The organism is Planosporangium flavigriseum (assembly GCF_011947225.1).
GTDB classification, from domain to species: Bacteria; Actinomycetota; Actinomycetes; order Mycobacteriales; family Micromonosporaceae; genus Planosporangium; species Planosporangium flavigriseum.
On sequence record NZ_JAATVW010000002.1, the window covers coordinates 1 to 14,998 of the forward strand.

General features: G+C 61.8%; 13 protein-coding genes and 1 riboswitch. Of the genes, 8 read left to right on the forward strand and 5 right to left on the reverse strand.

Annotation, left to right across the window (positions count from 1 at the left end; genetic code table 11):
* The coding region (locus tag HC028_RS02675; protein ID WP_168072326.1) for an LPXTG cell wall anchor domain-containing protein at nt 1–397 on the forward strand (397 nt) is incomplete at its 5' end.
* Nucleotides 398–454: 57 nt separating this feature from the next.
* On the opposite strand, the gene HC028_RS02680 is transcribed toward HC028_RS02675, so the two are convergent.
* A complete protein-coding gene (locus tag HC028_RS02680) occupies nt 455–1,294 on the reverse strand; it encodes a formate/nitrite transporter family protein (protein WP_168072328.1) in 840 nt (279 codons plus the stop codon).
* Between the two features lie 281 nt (nt 1,295–1,575).
* Here HC028_RS02680 and HC028_RS02685 point away from each other — a divergent pair, with 281 nt between their 5' ends.
* The 4 genes from HC028_RS02685 (at nt 1,576) to HC028_RS28325 (ending at nt 5,636) form a co-directional block, all read left to right on the forward strand.
* Entirely contained in the window at nt 1,576–1,992 is a 417-nt protein-coding gene (locus HC028_RS02685) for an ester cyclase (RefSeq protein WP_168072330.1), read from the forward strand.
* A 325-nt stretch (nt 1,993–2,317) separates the two neighbouring features.
* Nucleotides 2,318–2,516, forward strand: a riboswitch (cobalamin riboswitch).
* A gap of 33 nt (nt 2,517–2,549) precedes the next feature.
* A complete protein-coding gene (bluB, locus tag HC028_RS02690; RefSeq protein WP_168072338.1) occupies nt 2,550–3,179 on the forward strand; it encodes a 5,6-dimethylbenzimidazole synthase in 630 nt (209 codons plus the stop codon).
* 616 nt (nt 3,180–3,795) lie between these two features.
* Nucleotides 3,796–4,521: a TIGR02391 family protein gene (locus tag HC028_RS02695; RefSeq protein WP_203981611.1), complete on the forward strand. Its 726-nt coding sequence runs from the start codon at nt 3,796–3,798 to the stop codon at nt 4,519–4,521.
* A gap of 722 nt (nt 4,522–5,243) precedes the next feature.
* Nucleotides 5,244–5,636 carry a biotin/lipoyl-containing protein gene (locus HC028_RS28325; protein ID WP_203981610.1) on the forward strand — a complete coding sequence of 131 codons (393 nt, stop codon included), beginning with the start codon at nt 5,244–5,246 and terminating at the stop codon, nt 5,634–5,636.
* A 235-nt stretch (nt 5,637–5,871) separates the two neighbouring features.
* Here HC028_RS28325 and HC028_RS02705 read toward each other — a convergent pair whose 3' ends face one another.
* Nucleotides 5,872–6,231, reverse strand: coding sequence for a hypothetical protein (locus HC028_RS02705; RefSeq protein ID WP_168072341.1), 360 nt, complete (start codon nt 6,229–6,231; stop codon nt 5,872–5,874).
* A 459-nt stretch (nt 6,232–6,690) separates the two neighbouring features.
* Between HC028_RS02705 and HC028_RS02710 the strand changes: the two genes are divergently transcribed.
* Entirely contained in the window at nt 6,691–7,950 is a 1,260-nt protein-coding gene (locus HC028_RS02710) for a hypothetical protein (RefSeq protein WP_168072343.1), read from the forward strand.
* A gap of 324 nt (nt 7,951–8,274) precedes the next feature.
* Complete coding sequence (locus tag HC028_RS02715; protein ID WP_168072345.1) at nt 8,275–8,727, forward strand: hypothetical protein; 453 nt, start codon at nt 8,275–8,277, stop codon at nt 8,725–8,727.
* Nucleotides 8,728–8,792: 65 nt separating this feature from the next.
* On the opposite strand, the gene HC028_RS02720 is transcribed toward HC028_RS02715, so the two are convergent.
* From HC028_RS02720 to HC028_RS02730, 3 genes are all read right to left on the reverse strand, one after another.
* Nucleotides 8,793–9,479, reverse strand: a complete 687-nt coding sequence (locus tag HC028_RS02720) for a PP2C family protein-serine/threonine phosphatase (RefSeq protein WP_168073313.1) — start codon at nt 9,477–9,479, stop codon at nt 8,793–8,795.
* A gap of 38 nt (nt 9,480–9,517) precedes the next feature.
* Nucleotides 9,518–10,654, reverse strand: a complete 1,137-nt coding sequence (locus HC028_RS28045; protein ID WP_338091268.1) for a GntR family transcriptional regulator — start codon at nt 10,652–10,654, stop codon at nt 9,518–9,520.
* A gap of 94 nt (nt 10,655–10,748) precedes the next feature.
* Nucleotides 10,749–14,354, reverse strand: coding sequence for an NACHT domain-containing protein (locus HC028_RS02730; protein ID WP_168072351.1), 3,606 nt, complete (start codon nt 14,352–14,354; stop codon nt 10,749–10,751).
* 401 nt (nt 14,355–14,755) lie between these two features.
* Between HC028_RS02730 and HC028_RS02735 the strand changes: the two genes are divergently transcribed.
* Nucleotides 14,756–14,995 (forward strand): winged helix-turn-helix domain-containing protein, encoded by a 240-nt coding sequence (locus HC028_RS02735; RefSeq protein WP_168072354.1) that lies wholly within the window; start codon nt 14,756–14,758, stop codon nt 14,993–14,995.
* Nucleotides 14,996–14,998 lie beyond the last annotated feature (3 nt).

Consider the following 14,998-nt stretch of genomic DNA (forward strand, 5'->3'; position numbering starts at 1 on the left):
GGTCATCGACACCGCCACCCAGACGGTCGGCACGACCATCTCCGGGCTCACGAACCCGACCGTGGCGGCAACGCCACGGGACTGCGCCTACGCCTACATCGCGAACCCCAGCGCGGGCACGGTGACGGTGATCAACATCGTTGCCAACATCATCATCGCCACGATCGAGATTCACGCCACCATCGGGCTCGGCCTGCCGTACCCCTCCGAGAGCAGCCCGGCTGGCACCGGGGGTAACGACTCGCCCCCTGTCGCCGGCGCCAGCACCCCGGCACTGCCGATCACCGGAACCTCGATCCAACCCCTGATCGCTTTCGGTTTGCTCATGATCGGCATCGGCACGGCCCTGCTCGTGGTCAACTTCCGCCGCAACCGACGCCGGACCGAGACCTCCTGACCGTAGTTTCTGCACGGCAAGCAGGGACCGGCACGTCAAACGTGCCGGTCCCGGGCTTTACGTGTATTCCCGCGGTCTTTCCTTCGACGGCTCGTCGCGCAGGTACATGTACCAATAGGACGTCGCGACGAACACCACCGCGCCGACCAGGTTCCCCAAGAACGCGAAAACCCAGTTGTGCAGAACGTCGCCCCAGCCGAGGCCCGGCATTCCGGCGAAGATCGCGGCTGGCAGGAAGAACATGTTCGCCACGACGTGATCGAAGCCCATCGCAACGAACCCCATGATGGGGAAGAAGATCCCGAGTACCTTGTCCGCTACGTTCTCGGCGGCGAGCGAGATCCACACGGCTAGACACACCAGCCAGTTGCATCCCACCGCGCGCAGGAAGATCTGCCATTCGTTCTCGTGCAGCGCTTTCAGGCTGGCGATACCCGCGAGACGTTGGTACGTCATCGCGCCGGAGGTACCCGACTCGGCGCCGACGTGGCCGATGACCCCGCTCTGGACGGCGAGGAAGTACGCGACGAACAGCGCGCCGGCGAGGTTGCCGATCAGCACGAGGGTGAGGTTGCCGACCACCTCGCGCCAGTTCAGCCGCCGCTGCATGGCACCGATCGGCACCAGGAGCATGTTGCCGGTCGCGAGGTGGGAGCCGGCGACCAGGACGAGGACCAGGCCGAGCGTGAACACCGAACCCGTGATCAGAGTCGGCACACTGCCCCAGGTCTTGGGGTCGAGCCCGGACGAGACGGCGACGGCGAGGAGCCCGCCGAAGGCGATGTACGCGCCGGCGAGAAAGCCCCCGACGAGAACTTTGTCCCACCTCAAATGGGCTTTCTTGACCCCCGTCGCGACAGCTGCCTGGGCGATCTCCGCCGGTTCCTTGGTAGTCATCAGCGCTACTCCCACCTGGAGAAATACCCGTAGCTGGTACCCCGTCCATGGATCGTCTACTCCCCCGGGACGGCGGGCCGGGTACCTCGGCGCGGCGGCCGTCGGGGTCACCACGGGCCAGCACCCGAGCAGCGCGCCGATGGGCGGCCTCGGCGGATCGACCACCGGTGGCCCTACCAGCTCACCGGCGCGGAGAGCCTGGTTGAAAGCTGTGCCTACCCTTGTCAGGTAATCAATCACCGGCTCGAGCTCGGTCCGGTGGCTTCCCGAAGGACTCCAGCGTGCACGAAGACATCGGATCCCTGGTTCGCCGGTTCTACGAGCAGCTCTGGAACAACTGGGACGATTCGGCCGTGGAGCACACGCTGGCGTCCGACTTCAGCTTTCGAGGCTCCCTTGGTCAGCAGACCACCGGCCGCAGCGGCTGGCGGGCATACCGCGACCACATACGACGCGGCTCGTCGGACTTCCACAACCAGATCATCACCCTGGTCACCGACGGCGACCAGGCAGCCGCCCGGCTGCTCTACTCGGGTACGCACACCGGTCCCCTGCTCGACTTCCCGCCCACGGGCCGTAGGTTCAGCTACTCCGGCGCAGCCTTCTTCACCGCCGCCGCAGGCCTCCTCACCGACGCCTGGGTCCTGGGCGACCTGCATGACCTTCGACGTCAACTGGCCATGAATAACAGCCAATGACGTGGAGGCATCGCCGCTCGCCGTTGGTGTCGGACCGTCATGACCGGCAATCCTGTGGTGCCGGGCTGGTAGCCAGCGCGGCGATCGTGGACGTGAACAGGATCGTGCCGACGCGCAGGGCAGCCAGAGTGGAGGCCACGGCAGACCTGCCGACGCCCGTCGCAGGCGACCTGCACTATCGGCTCGTGGGCTGGGCTTCCACCCATAGATCTTGGACACTTAGGACGCTTATAGCCGGCCTAAGAGTCCTACCGTGTCCAGGTTGATACCGCACAGTCGCGTCCCCACCTAATGCTTCACCACTGAGCCGGGCTAGAGTCTCGGCTGGCACGAACTGTTGCGAGGTGCCTCGTCGCTGACGGGGAGAATCGGGAAGCCGGTGCAAGTCCGGCACGGGCCCGCCGCGGTGACCGGGGAGCTGCCACCTACGCGCGTATGCGCAGCCACTGGCCGGATGGCTGGGAAGGCAGGTGGCGAGGTGTTGATCCGGGAGTCCGAAGACCGGCCTCGCATGACCGGCCACCTATCGGTGGCCAAGACGCAGCGGGAGCCTGCCCATGAACGCGAACATCTATGACGTTATCCACCGGCGCCGGGACGTGCGAGCCCAGTTCACCGGCGAACCGATCCCGGACAAGTCGTTGCGCCGGGTGCTGACAGCAGCGCACGCCGCGCCCAGCGTTGGGCTCACCCAGCCGTGGGACTTCATCCTGGTTCGCGACGTAGCGCTACGCCGCGAATTCTTCGCACATGTACAACACGAGCGGGACTGCTTCGCGGAGACACTGGATCCCGAGGCGGCGCAACGATTCGCACGGATCAAGATCGACGGGGTTCTGGAATCCAGCCTGTCGATCGTGGTGACCTACGACCCCGACCGGGGCAGTCCGGCCGTGTTGGGACGGCACGCTATCGCCGACGCCGGGTTGTACTCGGTGTGCCTGGCCATCCAGAACTTGTGGCTAGCCGCGACGGCGGAAGGTCTCGGCGTCGGCTGGGTGTCCTTCTACCGTGAACCCTTTGTCCGGGACCTCCTCGACATCCCGGAACGGATCCGTCCCGTCGCGTGGCTGTGCCTCGGCCCGGTGACCCACCTGGAGACCACACCCGACCTGGAGCGCCACGGCTGGCGGCAACGTCGTCCACTGGACGCGGCGCTTCACCAAGACCGCTGGACAGCAAAGTAGGGGCATCCACCGACGCGTGGTCCGGCGCCCCGGATGTGCCACAACCGGGGCGCCGGACCGTGCTCGATTCAGACGTTGAAGCGGAACTACGACCGCTATCTCGCCGACCTGGACCGGGGTAGCTGCCGCGCTGGTCGGGTGGCCCTCTGGCTTCACGTCAGTGGTTGGCCGTTGTCGACGTTTCACGGTGTCTTGTGCCCCGTGTGTGCCCCCATGGTTACAACAGCCCACGACGCGCCTCAGCCCCTTGCTCGGGCCGGCGTTACTTCCACTTGCAGTGGCCTGGTGGACGAGAAGACCTAGGCAAATATGAACCGAAGCCGCCTGAACTGCGGCGACGTCCGTCACCCGTGGTCGACATTGGTCACTGCTGGTCTACGTCCCACGGCCTGGAGACGGCCTGATCAAGCCTGCCCCCGCCTCGCTCACCATGAACCTACGAAGTGACGGCGGTGAGGTTGTCCGCGGTTGGCTACGAGATCAGACGGCCTGTCGTGGTCTGACGGTGCCCATTCGTCGTAGCCTGCTGTACATCGTTGCCCCACTGAGAATCTATGGAAGGTTGGGCCAGGGATCATCGCAGAGCAGCGCCAGCCCTCGCGGGTATCGTCCCACCATGCGCCCCACTGTTGCCATAGCCGAGTTGGAGAAGCTTCGGACCGAATCTGAGGACCTGCTCGCCATTCGAGCCGAAGCGCTATTCACCTCATGGAAGGCACGAGTGGAAGCCGTGTTGACCCGCTCACTCGGCCCAACTCATACCATCATCGAGCGATTCCGCGACATCTCGTACCATCTCGGCGTCTACTTTGGCGGCCAAGATCCTGACCCTGACCGTGAGTCGTACATCGCCGGGGTTCAGCAAGCCGTCGGGTTCATCGACGCTGCCATCTACGAACTAAAGCTCCTTGTGGCAGACGACTCCGAGCCAGTGGACGTGCGCGCCTACGACCCAGATCTGTGGGAACACGTTAAGGGCCTGGTAGAGGACGAGCAGTGGGGACAGATAGCGAGCCAAACTGCCATCTTCGTAGAGGACCGAGTTCGCGCGTGGGCCGGCCACCCGAAGTCGAAGGACGATGGCGAACTTGTCGGCAAAGGGCTCTATGCAAGAGTTTTCGCAGATGACAGCGAGTACCGCTTAGGCCGAACACGAGGCGAGTGGGAGGGATGGCGGGGGCTCGCCATGGGCTTCGCCCAGGCGCTGAGCAACGTCGACCGACACCGTATTCAGCGACGCGACGACGCACGGCGTTACGCGATCGGGGTGCTTGGCCTAGGTAGTCTGCTCTTGACACAACTTCGATATGAGCACGACGACCACTTACATAAAGACGAATGATCCGTAACGCGACGTATCCCGGCGTTGGACAGCGAAATTGCTGGGCGCGATCCGGAGACTCCTTGACCCCCAGGCAACGATCACGGTCGCTTGACCTGTGCTTCTTTACCCACTGACCTGGGGAGACAATCCGCCGAGGTCCGTGGACATCCACCAACGTGCGTCCCTGTTGTCACTCGGATAGTCACCCAGCCTCGGTATCGGCTCAGGGGTTGCGCGTTGCCGCCTCGGCGCACTCGTCGCACCGAAGCCAGTCGTCTAGCGAATCAAACGGCGGGTTACCGGGGATGGCAACGAGGCCCTCCCACTGGTAGCCACAGAGTGCGGGGCGGTCGTCTGCGAACTGGAGATGACAGGTGGCAGTCGGCGTACCGGGTTGATCTTCGTAGACAAGTCTGCGCTGATACTCGCCTGGCCACAGCGGCCGCAACCACAACCAGTCGGCCCAACGCCTCTCCGGCCATCCGAGGCGCTCAGTCGCGGTAATCACGATCTGATGATCTCACCAAACCGTGGTTGGAGCCCCGAATTAAGAGCTCGGCCGAGGCGCGCTAGCCGTGGCCGGCGAGGTGCGACAAGCCGTCCGGTCAGGTCCATGCCCGGTCGACGTTGGCAGCCACGGTTGCTGTCAGCGTTGCTGTCACCCGAGTCGTGCGTCCTGCTGACCGTCGGGCGCATCCGGCGTGCTTCCGTCCAAGGCCCCCGTACCGCACACTCGTCACGTGTCGTGGACCTTGGACCTCCTTCATACGGTGCTGACCGATGTCCTGCCCGTCGTCCTCATCGGGGCTGGGATCGCGATCGCCTTACGGGATCGGCGGCGGCGAGCGAAGGCAGCCGTGCTGCAACAACAGCCATGGCCCGATTTGCCGGAAGGGTCAGTCGCGATAACCGTCCCACCGCTCGGCCGAGGCGTCGCCAGCGCCACCGTTGTGCGAATTAGCAAGAGCGTGGGCGAGCATGTAGCGCTCAACGATCCCGTCGCGGAGGTGTCAACCGACAAGGTCGATACCGAGATTCCAGCCACCGTCGCTGGTGTAGTCGCCGGCATCCTTGTCCGTCCTGGACAAGAAGTCCCCGTGGGCTTCCCCATCCTCGCCGTCAGAAGTCACTGACTGGGTGATCTAGAGAGCGAAGGGATTGGAACGCATACTCAGGACTGAGCGGTCATGGGAACGCCTGACCCCTTCGGTGTGAACTACGGGCAACGCGGTCTCTTGTGGTCCCGTGGGAGGTCAGCCGGGCTGTTGTGGTTCCTCATGGTCTGGTTCGGTGCGGTCGGTTGCTGTACTTCGCTGCTGTACTGCCGGTCCGAGCCGACCTTCTTCAGCTCGGCCGGGTCGCTGCGGGTCATGCAGTGCGGGCACCAGCACGGAAGAGAATTGCAGCCATCCAGACAGCGCCAGCAGTGATGAGCACGGCGGCCAGAGACAGAAGGATAGTGCGGGACAACCAGGTCAAGAGCAGGAAGGGTTGTAGCCCCAAAGTCAATGCTCCGGTACCGAAGAGAACCTGCGCCAGGCCGAGGCGCCGAACGCTGCCCTGCCCGGTCTGCTTGGCGAGTGGACTCCCGCTGCTTAAGCGTCGGCCACGTATCGCACTGAACGCCCCCAGTAGCAGTACACCCAACGCGGCGCAGACAATCACCGCCGCCAGGGCGTCGATGATCCCCCCGTGGGCGAACGTGTCAGGCCCCGCGATTCCGATCACCGTGTGTCCTCCATGCCTGCCTGAGCGGCCACGAAGCAGTCAATCAACCGCAGTGGGCGACTAGTGTCGTCCGACCGTCGACACCACCATCGTCCGAGCGGCTGTCATCCCGGTTCAATCAGCTTGGGGGTATGGCCGTGAGCCCGCGGCGCCTCTCATCGACATGATCATGCACCTAAGCAACCTGCCCTTGTGGGCTTGCGTCCGCCATGCTCCATAGGCTGGGTCGCTCGCTTTGATTGCTTGCTTATGACGCGGAAGATTTGTGGGCTCGATGGCCGCGGCCGTGCTTTAGTGATCTTCGTGACCATTCCCCGCTATCGAGTCCCTCAGGCCAAGGCCCGAGACCCGCATCCGTTTGGCCACCCTCTGGCGAACCGTCCCTTGACGGTTCTCGTTGACGCACACCTGGCTTCCGGCCCGACCGACGGCCTCCGACTGCTACCTGGCGGTGATGCCATGGAGGGCACCCCGGACGCAGTCACGATGCTGAGATCGTACTTGCGCCACAAAGCGCTTGATGCGATTGCAATGAGCGTAGAGAGCGACTCCTTCAAAAAGAAGGTCGTTCTAGACGCCCCATACCCAGATGAGGACATGCGACCATTTCGAGTCTTGTCGAAGGATGCCGAATCCCTCAGAGGAATATGGCCCTATCGGCAGCGACTCAAATATGTGTCGGAAGGAAGGGCGCTCGGACTATCCGAAGAACAGGCACACGATGCGGTCATGCTTTCGAGTGTTGGCTCCGAGATTGGAGCGGACCTGGTCGTCACTGACTGCGATTGGCTCCTTTCCGGGAAAGCGAGCGTTCCGGCCGTCAATATCGCGTCACCGAAGCAAGCCCTCGCATTGATAGGCCTGCTATTGCGATGTAGAGACGACTTCGTTTTTATGGGCGGATTGACCATCAAATCGTCAGCGTGGGGATTCCAGTGGGCAACTGCACGTGCTCTTCTGCCCTCTGCATGGAGGTGGATGAGTGCCGCTTACGCCCATACATTTTCAGGCGGTAGCACCGTCGCCGGGGCACTTGCTGGCTCTTGCATCACACGAATTGCGCGAACACTTAAACTTCGTGACGAGATTCACCGCTTGACGTACTTGCCGCATACGGGAACCAGGCAGGACGACCTGCTTGCCAACTTCGACTGGCTGCTCGTCTCCCTTGTTGCCGCCTTCGATGTGACCGCCCGGGTCGCCGACATTTCTTGCGGGCTCGGAACCCGAAAGCAAAACGTTGCCTGGCAGAGAGCCGATTGGATTAAGTCCGTACAGTCGGTCGCTCCTAGTCTGGCGGCCCTTGTCGACAGGGACACTCCAGCAAGTGATGTTCTAACAGTATGCCGGTTACTCCGTAACACCATTCACAATGAGGGTCTTCAAGGTGCCGCCTATTCGCAGACTAGCGGCACAGAAACACGAGTATTGCTGGAGATAGACGAAATTAATGAGGTGCTCGAGGCGCTCGAAAATATCGGTGGATCGTCCGCTTGGGGAGTCCATACCGAACGCGGAATGACAACTATTGAGGCAGACGTCTTCGTCGACCAACTCATCCCGGCAGCCACGCAGGCGTTAGATGACTTAATACGGGAGACGCCGGTCCAACGCCTATCTGGGTACAAGCCCGAGCTTGATAATCAGACAGCCCCCGATGACTTCCATTTCGGACGTGGAGCGCAGCACCGACTGAAGCTTCTATATGGACTGCCTTAGACGACCGCCACTTCCGCCATCCCGTTCGCCGCCGACCCGTCGTTCGGGGAGCGGGCCCCCGCGTGGGCCGCCACATCGAACGGACCGTGACGTAGGTACGGACGCTGGCGGCCCAGGCGGGGGTCTGCTCGGCTTGTCCCGGGTCGACAGCGGGCTTAGACATAGATGGTCTCCATAGTCTCCGGAGACCCAGGCGTCAACGATGACCGTCAGTTTTAGACGCCGGCGGCCGGCCACACATGTAGGCGCGTAGCCCTAGTCAGAGTCGGCCCTAGTCGGCGGAAATGGAGCCTTGGCGAGGTCGCCTCCGTAGCATGATCGACCATGGGTCGCATCGTCATCAGGCCACGTATCCAGACGCCGCTCCTGGTTGTGCTTTTCGTCGTCTGGGCGCTGCTTGGCGTCATGTACTTCACCAATGGCGAAGTCCTGGCCAAGCGCGACTGGTTCGGCATCACGCTGGGGTGCGTGCTCGTCATCAGTGGCGTGGCCGGGATGTGGCGGGCACTTCGACTTGGCGTTGTCATCGACTCAGACGGAATGCGAATCCGCGGCTTCGACAGCCGTGAGCGGGTCATACCGTGGAGCACGGTCGAGGCGGTCCAGTGCGAGCAGGTCGACCAACGAGCGGGACTGCCTCTGTTCGCTCCGGTCATACGCACCTGCGACGACAACGAGGCTTTGCCCATCCGAGGGCTCGGCTCATACTCACGATCTGGTGCAGAACGCAGGGTCCAACAACTGCGGAACCTCATGGCCGGCGGCGCGCATTCCTGATCGTGCGGGATGCGCGGTACATACCTCCACGCGCCCCCAGGCAAGCATCACCTAGGACGGAATCGTCAAGCATCAGGTGGGACGCGGTACTCGCGTACGTCAATGACGACCACCGTCACGTTGTCTGAGCCGCCGTGGTCGATAGCCAGTGTGATGAGTCGATCGGCTACCTCGTTCGGGTCGCTCGGTGACCTGAGGGTGGCGTTGATGAGGTCGAACGGTACGTACGAACTAAGGCCGTCTGAGCACAGCAGGAACCGGTCGCCGGGGCGCATGTCCCAGGTGCTGAGGTCTGGGGATCGGCCGTCGGCTCGACCGTCGAGCCAGCGGGACAGGCGTTCGGGGAGGTTCGGCACGTTGGCGGCGTCGGCCACCAGGTGGCCGTACGTGTGATCCTCAGTGATCTGCACTGTCCCGCCGTCGCGTAGCAGGTAGACACGGGAGTCGCCGACGTTGGCCAGGATGGCGGCCGTCCCGGACCACAGCAGCGCCACGAGCGTGGTTCCCATGCCCGCCAATTGCGGCTCGGCTTCGATCTTGTGGCGCAGTGCCTCGTTTGCTGCTCTGACCGCTCGTCCGAGGGTGGCGGGAAGGTCGGCCGGATCAACTGGACGGTCATAGTGCGGCAAGGCCTCGATCGCGGCGGCACTGGCAATGTTCCCGGCGGGATGGCCGCCGAGCCCGTCCGCGACCGCGAACAGCGACCGGCCCACGTACATGGCGTCCTCGTTGCGTCGGCGTACGAGGCCGATGTGCGTGCGGCCGGCGGCTTCAACACTGATAGTCGAAGTCACGGTTCACCTGCCGTTTCGCGATCGTCGGTCGTCTCGATGTCGTCGGGCCAGGGATCCTGTGCGTTCTCGTCGCGGTGCAGAACGTGGACGGTTTCGACCCGGTCGCTGGCCACGATGTACTCGGTCACCTCGACCGGCTTGTCGTCGCTGCCGGACGTGCCCACCCGCACGATCTCTAGTACGGGCAGCGTGGTCGGGATCTCCAGAAGGGCCGCCTCGTTCTTGGTAGGCATCCGCGCCCGGTGGATTTCCATCCAGCTGATGGGCCAGTGGCCGGCCCCCTCGATCCGGTACAGCCAATCACCGGGGCCGGGCGCCTGGGAGGCCACGCCGGGGATGTCGGCCACGCGCGGGTGGATCCACGAGACGTTGATCTGGAATGGGGGTTCCGACTCGGGTCCGGTGACCCGGAAGCGGCGCATCACCTTCGTGCCCACGGGGACGCCGAGCAGCTTGGCGATGCGTGGGTCGTTCAGCGGCTCGGGGGACGCGGTCGGCGGCATGTGGTGCTTCCACACCTCTTGGCTGGACGCGGAGGGGAAGGAGTAGCCGGGGGCGGTGGCGTTGCGCTTCACCAGGTTTCCCCGCGGTCGACGCGGCCGCATCGTGCCGTGCCGGACGATGACCCCGCGCCCCTGCACCGCCCAGACGAACCCCTCCGACTCCAGGGCGCCGATCGCCCGACCGACCGTGTCCCGGTTCGCGCCGTACTCCGCCGCGAAAGCGTCCAGGGTGGGGAGCTTGGCGCCTGGCGCCCACTCGCCGTTCTCGATCCGCTCTCGGATCTGCGAAGCGATGTCCAGGTAGCGCGAGTGCACAGCCACTGCGTGCCCCTCCCCCAAAATTGTCTTGGGATAATCGTTGACAGGTCCGGCGTCGAGTTCCAGGATTCTCCCAAGACAATCCGGCCATGGCAAAGAGCCCCCGGCGGGTTGGCCCCGCCGAGTCCGGTGCATCGAAGCAGGTGCACCAAGAAAGAGCGCCGGTCGCAGACACGGAGGACGGGGCGATGTCGATCCCCAGCGCGATAAGGGTGCCGGTGTCGTTCGAGTTCGTGTTCCGCACGGCGCGCCGCACGCGGGCGGCGCGCCGGCGCGCTTTGCGCGCCCTTGATCTCGTGAGGAAAAGTTCATCCAACGGGTCACAGGTCTCAGATGAAATGATCACACCTAAACCCGTGTGGTCAACAAGAAAGGCGACATTGGTTCCGCTTCTCGTGCGATGTCCCTACGCATCCGTTTCCGAGAACCAACCTTGCTCCTCGCCTATACTCAACACCGACGGCATCTTCCGCCCCCTGTCCAATACTGCATTGCTGACAACTTCTAAGAGCCGTGGCGGGAACGATTGTGGCGTAGCGAATACTTGCTCGACCATGCCGCGTAGCCGCCCCACCGAGAAGCGCTTCCTCCAGGTAGCCTCACCTGTAGTTCCACCTAGAGCTGTCGCAATCTTCATACGGCCGAGTAGCTCCTCGGTTGGGATTCCTCGCCCACGCCCCAAATCTTCGACAAGCCATGCAAGAGCGGCAGAGGCGGTACGGGAATCCTTCATGCCCTCCAAGAATCTGCTACGCAGAATTTGGCGAGACGTGGGTTTAGCCAGCCTTTCACGCACAAGGCAGAGAGCATCAACGGAGACATTGCCACGATGACCAGATTCCAGCCTCGAACGCCTTCTCTCTGGCATGAACACGACGGCGCGGTCCGCCGCACGTAGTACGCGCTCTGTGTGCTCGTCGCCGATATCACGTACGGCTGCGTCAATTTCCTGGAATCGCTGAGCGATGATTGCCACATCCGCCCAAAGCGCCAATCCCAGTAGCCATAAGCCAATGTCGTATTCGCTCGCCGCTTCACTTCGCTGCTTATCCCACCACGCCAAATCCGACGACTTCGCTCTCGCACCCATGAACCTAAGATACAGAGGCTCATCGCCTCCCACTAAGTCTGAGACCGTTCCTTTCGGTTTGGCAAGTCGTGAAAGCGCAGCCGGTACGAGTGCGATTTCGATTGATGTCCACGATCGACCGAAGGCTTCTTCAAGCGCAGCACAGGCCTCGCCAAAAGTTTGCACATCGCCAAACTTTTGGGAGAGCAACAGCTCATTCATGCGGATGCTTACCCGCTTGAGCGAGCGCACTGTGGGGCCTTTTGTTCCTTGCCGACGTAACTCCGCTGGGAACGGCGTAGGCCGCCAGCCTCGGAATCGAGACACCATGTACCAAAGTGACGGCTGAACAAGACCAGAGAAGTAGCTAAGGATAGTCTCGGCCTTCGCCCCAGAGACAATCCCTCCGTTAGCCGATGGACTATCTAAGACTGCTCTTACTGTCTCCACCAATGCAGAGTCTTCCAAGCCCGAGGTGTCGGCATCCGTGAGGCAAATCTCAGTGATGATGAATTTTGAGTCGGCAGCAATCATTTCGTCGATTATCTGCCTTACTTCCTGACGGTTGAGCAATCCCATTACGCCGAGCCACACGCCGACCTGAACCCAGTCAGTCCGGACGGTTCCGCTTAGTTTGCCATACTCGACGAGCCATCGGGACCTAATCTCGTCGTCGTGCGAGTTTCGGCGAATCAACGCACACAGACCCTGAGCGCGTTCCGTCATGCCTTCAGCTAGTAGGCCCTTCCAGCATATTTCTGCCAGGTATTCGGCACCACCACCTTTAGGAAGCCGAAGAACCCTTTCGGGCGTCTGATCGGGGTCGAGCTTGCCGGTGATAGCCCACGTAAGACCTACTTCGTCGAATACAGCATCTACGACTTGTTCCGTGGCCTTGGGTGACTGGCTGAAGACCCAGTCTTGAAGCAGCGCGACCGCTAGGCTTCGCGGGAATGGGCTCAGCTTCTGTTCAGGCTGACGTATCAGCGTACATACTCTCTCAGCGAGGTCCGCAAGTTCTCCCTTGCTGAAGCAGCCAGCCAGAAACCTTGTGACGTTCATCCAATACGGGTTGGGTGCCACGCCATCAAATCTGTCTGGCAGGGTACCGCGGCGCTCGCGACCGGGTGGCGAGTAAGGCGCGGTGTCATATAAGTGCCGGCCAGCAAAATACTCCTGTAGCGGCTGGACCTCAAATTCATACTGGCCTTCGACCCGTGAAACTAGAGCTCCGAACCGCTCTACCACACCTTTCAGCAAAGCGTCGACTAGGTCGTGCGGCTGCCTCTCCTTCGTCAGGTAGTCAGATAGCAATTCTCGGAGATTGTTGAGGCTAATTCGACCACCCTTTCCGGTCTCCTCCGCAATGGCGTGCAGATGGAAGCCAAGGAACCGATGCAGGTCGAACAAGAGAGCGCGATTGTCTCGCACAACCTCACTCTTCTCCGACTCGCGATCTAAGAAGATATCGAAGTAGGCAGTGTAAAGCTCAGTCCTTTTGTCGGGAAGACTTGCACCGCGCCGCTGCAAGAGGCTTAACAGAATCGACAACTGCATTGTATTCTTCGCCAGCTCAGCAATATGCGGCGCTTGCATCTTTTCCGTCAACGTCTGCGGCAACCGCTGCTTTTCTTCACCCTCAAGACGACGAGCCTTGGCCCAGCGTCGGGTGTACTCCAACGCGAGGAACTCTTCTAGGGAAGCGAGCGAAAGTCGCATGAACGATTCTTCGGGGAAATTGGGAGATCCGACTATAGATGTAGGCCGAGTCGTAACCACGACGCGAGGGCGGATCGAGTTTCCTTCGAATCGTGCAAGCGACTCAGTGACAGCTTCGACAACTGCCCTTCGATCGTCCAAGTCGGCAACTTCGTCAAGAGCATCGAGTAGGAATATGCTGGGAAACTGCCCTAAGATTTGGTGCAGATCAGAAACGTCGAAGGCGACACCGCCGGAGTAGCGGGCTATGTGCGCGGACAAGGCGCCTTCGAGCGTTGGGGGCTTGTCGTGCCTTGTACCGGGCTCAGCCGCCCAGGGATCTTCACCCCGGAGCCATACAGCTAGATCTCTTAGCTCCATCCGAAAGGGTAAGAGCACTTGCGATTGCTGGTGTGCACGAGGCAACTTGGCAACGTCGGCCTTGCGATCAAGGATTCGAACGCGTTGGATCTGAGCGAGATACTGAGTAAGAGTCGATTTTCCCTGTCCCGGCGCCCCTTCCAGGACAACAAGAGGGGCGTGAGCTGCAAAATTCCGATCCATAAGCAGATCGGCTGCGCCTACCGGCGGGAGAGTTAATCGGCCGTGTCTGTCCGCGTAGTAAGGGACGTCATCGACGTAATAGACGTTCCGGCGCTGCGCCTCGGCTGTGCGGCGTGCAGCACGGGCTGCTAGTCGTCTCCAATTGAACTCGGATTCACCAATGCTTCCCTCTCTTGTTGAGGTTTGGACAACCCGAGCGGGTACGTCGACATATAGCTCAAACAACGACTTCGACACCAGTTCGACCTGTTTAAAGCGGATAGTAGAGTCGAGTTTGTGGTGGTGTCCGAGGTATGCATTTATGGCAGCGTGCCGGCGACCTGCACTGTCTCCCGCCGCAACTGTCTCCCAAATGAGGCGCAAAAGGTCAGAGCCATTGAGCGTAGCGGGGTACCGAAGCTTTAAATCGTAGGCGCTCTCCAGCCTCCGGTCCAGATCCTCTCTCCACCAGCAGATCGCGTCGACTGGAGCCTTCACCCGCAGGTATTCCTGGATTAGATCTACTCGACCCGTGTCGAGATGTGCGGTGGCGGAGAGGTTCGTGATCAGGACGTATTGCTGCATCCCGCGAACGACGAGCTTTTCTAACTTTTCCAGTTCTCCATCGATTGCCCTCTTGAGCCATTTCACTGGGTCATCGATTGATACTGGCGCTTTTGCGAACTTCACCTGGAAGACCACGGATCGGCGACCCGAAGATCCTTGTGTGAGCGCATCTCGTCCGCCGTCTGGCATGCCAACAGGGAGGCACTGAAGTCCGGGATACTCCCTTACAAGTAGGGCCTGGCACAGCATTTGAAACTGCTCGTCACCTAGGTCCTCGTAGTTGTGTGTCGCCATGCACCCAACCGATCTACGTGTTCAGAAGCGCTCACCCGACAAGACCACGTTCGCACAAGATGGCGCTTGGGATAGAGAAGTATGATCACGGAACTGACGCTATGGTGACCCCGTGCGTCGGGTTTCTGACAACGAGTGCCTCGTTCTGTGGCGAGCGTCAGACGGATCCTTGAGAAGCGCGCGCCTGTTGCGAACGCTGGCTGGTCCGCACCAGTAGCGGTGTGATCAGTTGCGCTGCGGCCATGGGCGAGGTGACCGACCGTTTGGAGCAGGCGCTGCGCGGCATGATCGAGCGTGGCGAGTACAAGCCTGACGAGAGGTTGCCCTCGGAACGTGATCTCGTGTCACAGCACGGCGCAGGCCGAACCACGGTACGTCTGGTACTTGCCAAGCTTGCAGCTCAAGGCCTCGTTGAGGCCCAGCATGGGCGCGGCTACTTCGTTTGCCGGCCTGCGCGGCGTCCTGGACGAAAGGCCCAGTAGGGC

What these genes read in the sequence shown, in the direction of transcription:
- HC028_RS02680 (WP_168072328.1), bottom strand. Translation starts at nt 1,294, where the DNA reads ATGACTACCAAGGAACCGGCGGAGATCGCCCAGGCAGCTGTCGCGACG.
- bluB (WP_168072338.1), top strand. Translation starts at nt 2,550, where the DNA reads ATGAACGCGAACATCTATGACGTTATCCACCGGCGCCGGGACGTGCGA.
- HC028_RS02695 (WP_203981611.1), top strand. Translation starts at nt 3,796, where the DNA reads ATGCGCCCCACTGTTGCCATAGCCGAGTTGGAGAAGCTTCGGACCGAA.
- HC028_RS02710 (WP_168072343.1), top strand. Translation starts at nt 6,691, where the DNA reads ATGGAGGGCACCCCGGACGCAGTCACGATGCTGAGATCGTACTTGCGC.
- HC028_RS02715 (WP_168072345.1), top strand. Translation starts at nt 8,275, where the DNA reads ATGGGTCGCATCGTCATCAGGCCACGTATCCAGACGCCGCTCCTGGTT.
- HC028_RS28045 (WP_338091268.1), bottom strand. Translation starts at nt 10,654, where the DNA reads ATGAACTTTTCCTCACGAGATCAAGGGCGCGCAAAGCGCGCCGGCGCG.
- HC028_RS02735 (WP_168072354.1), top strand. Translation starts at nt 14,756, where the DNA reads ATGGGCGAGGTGACCGACCGTTTGGAGCAGGCGCTGCGCGGCATGATC.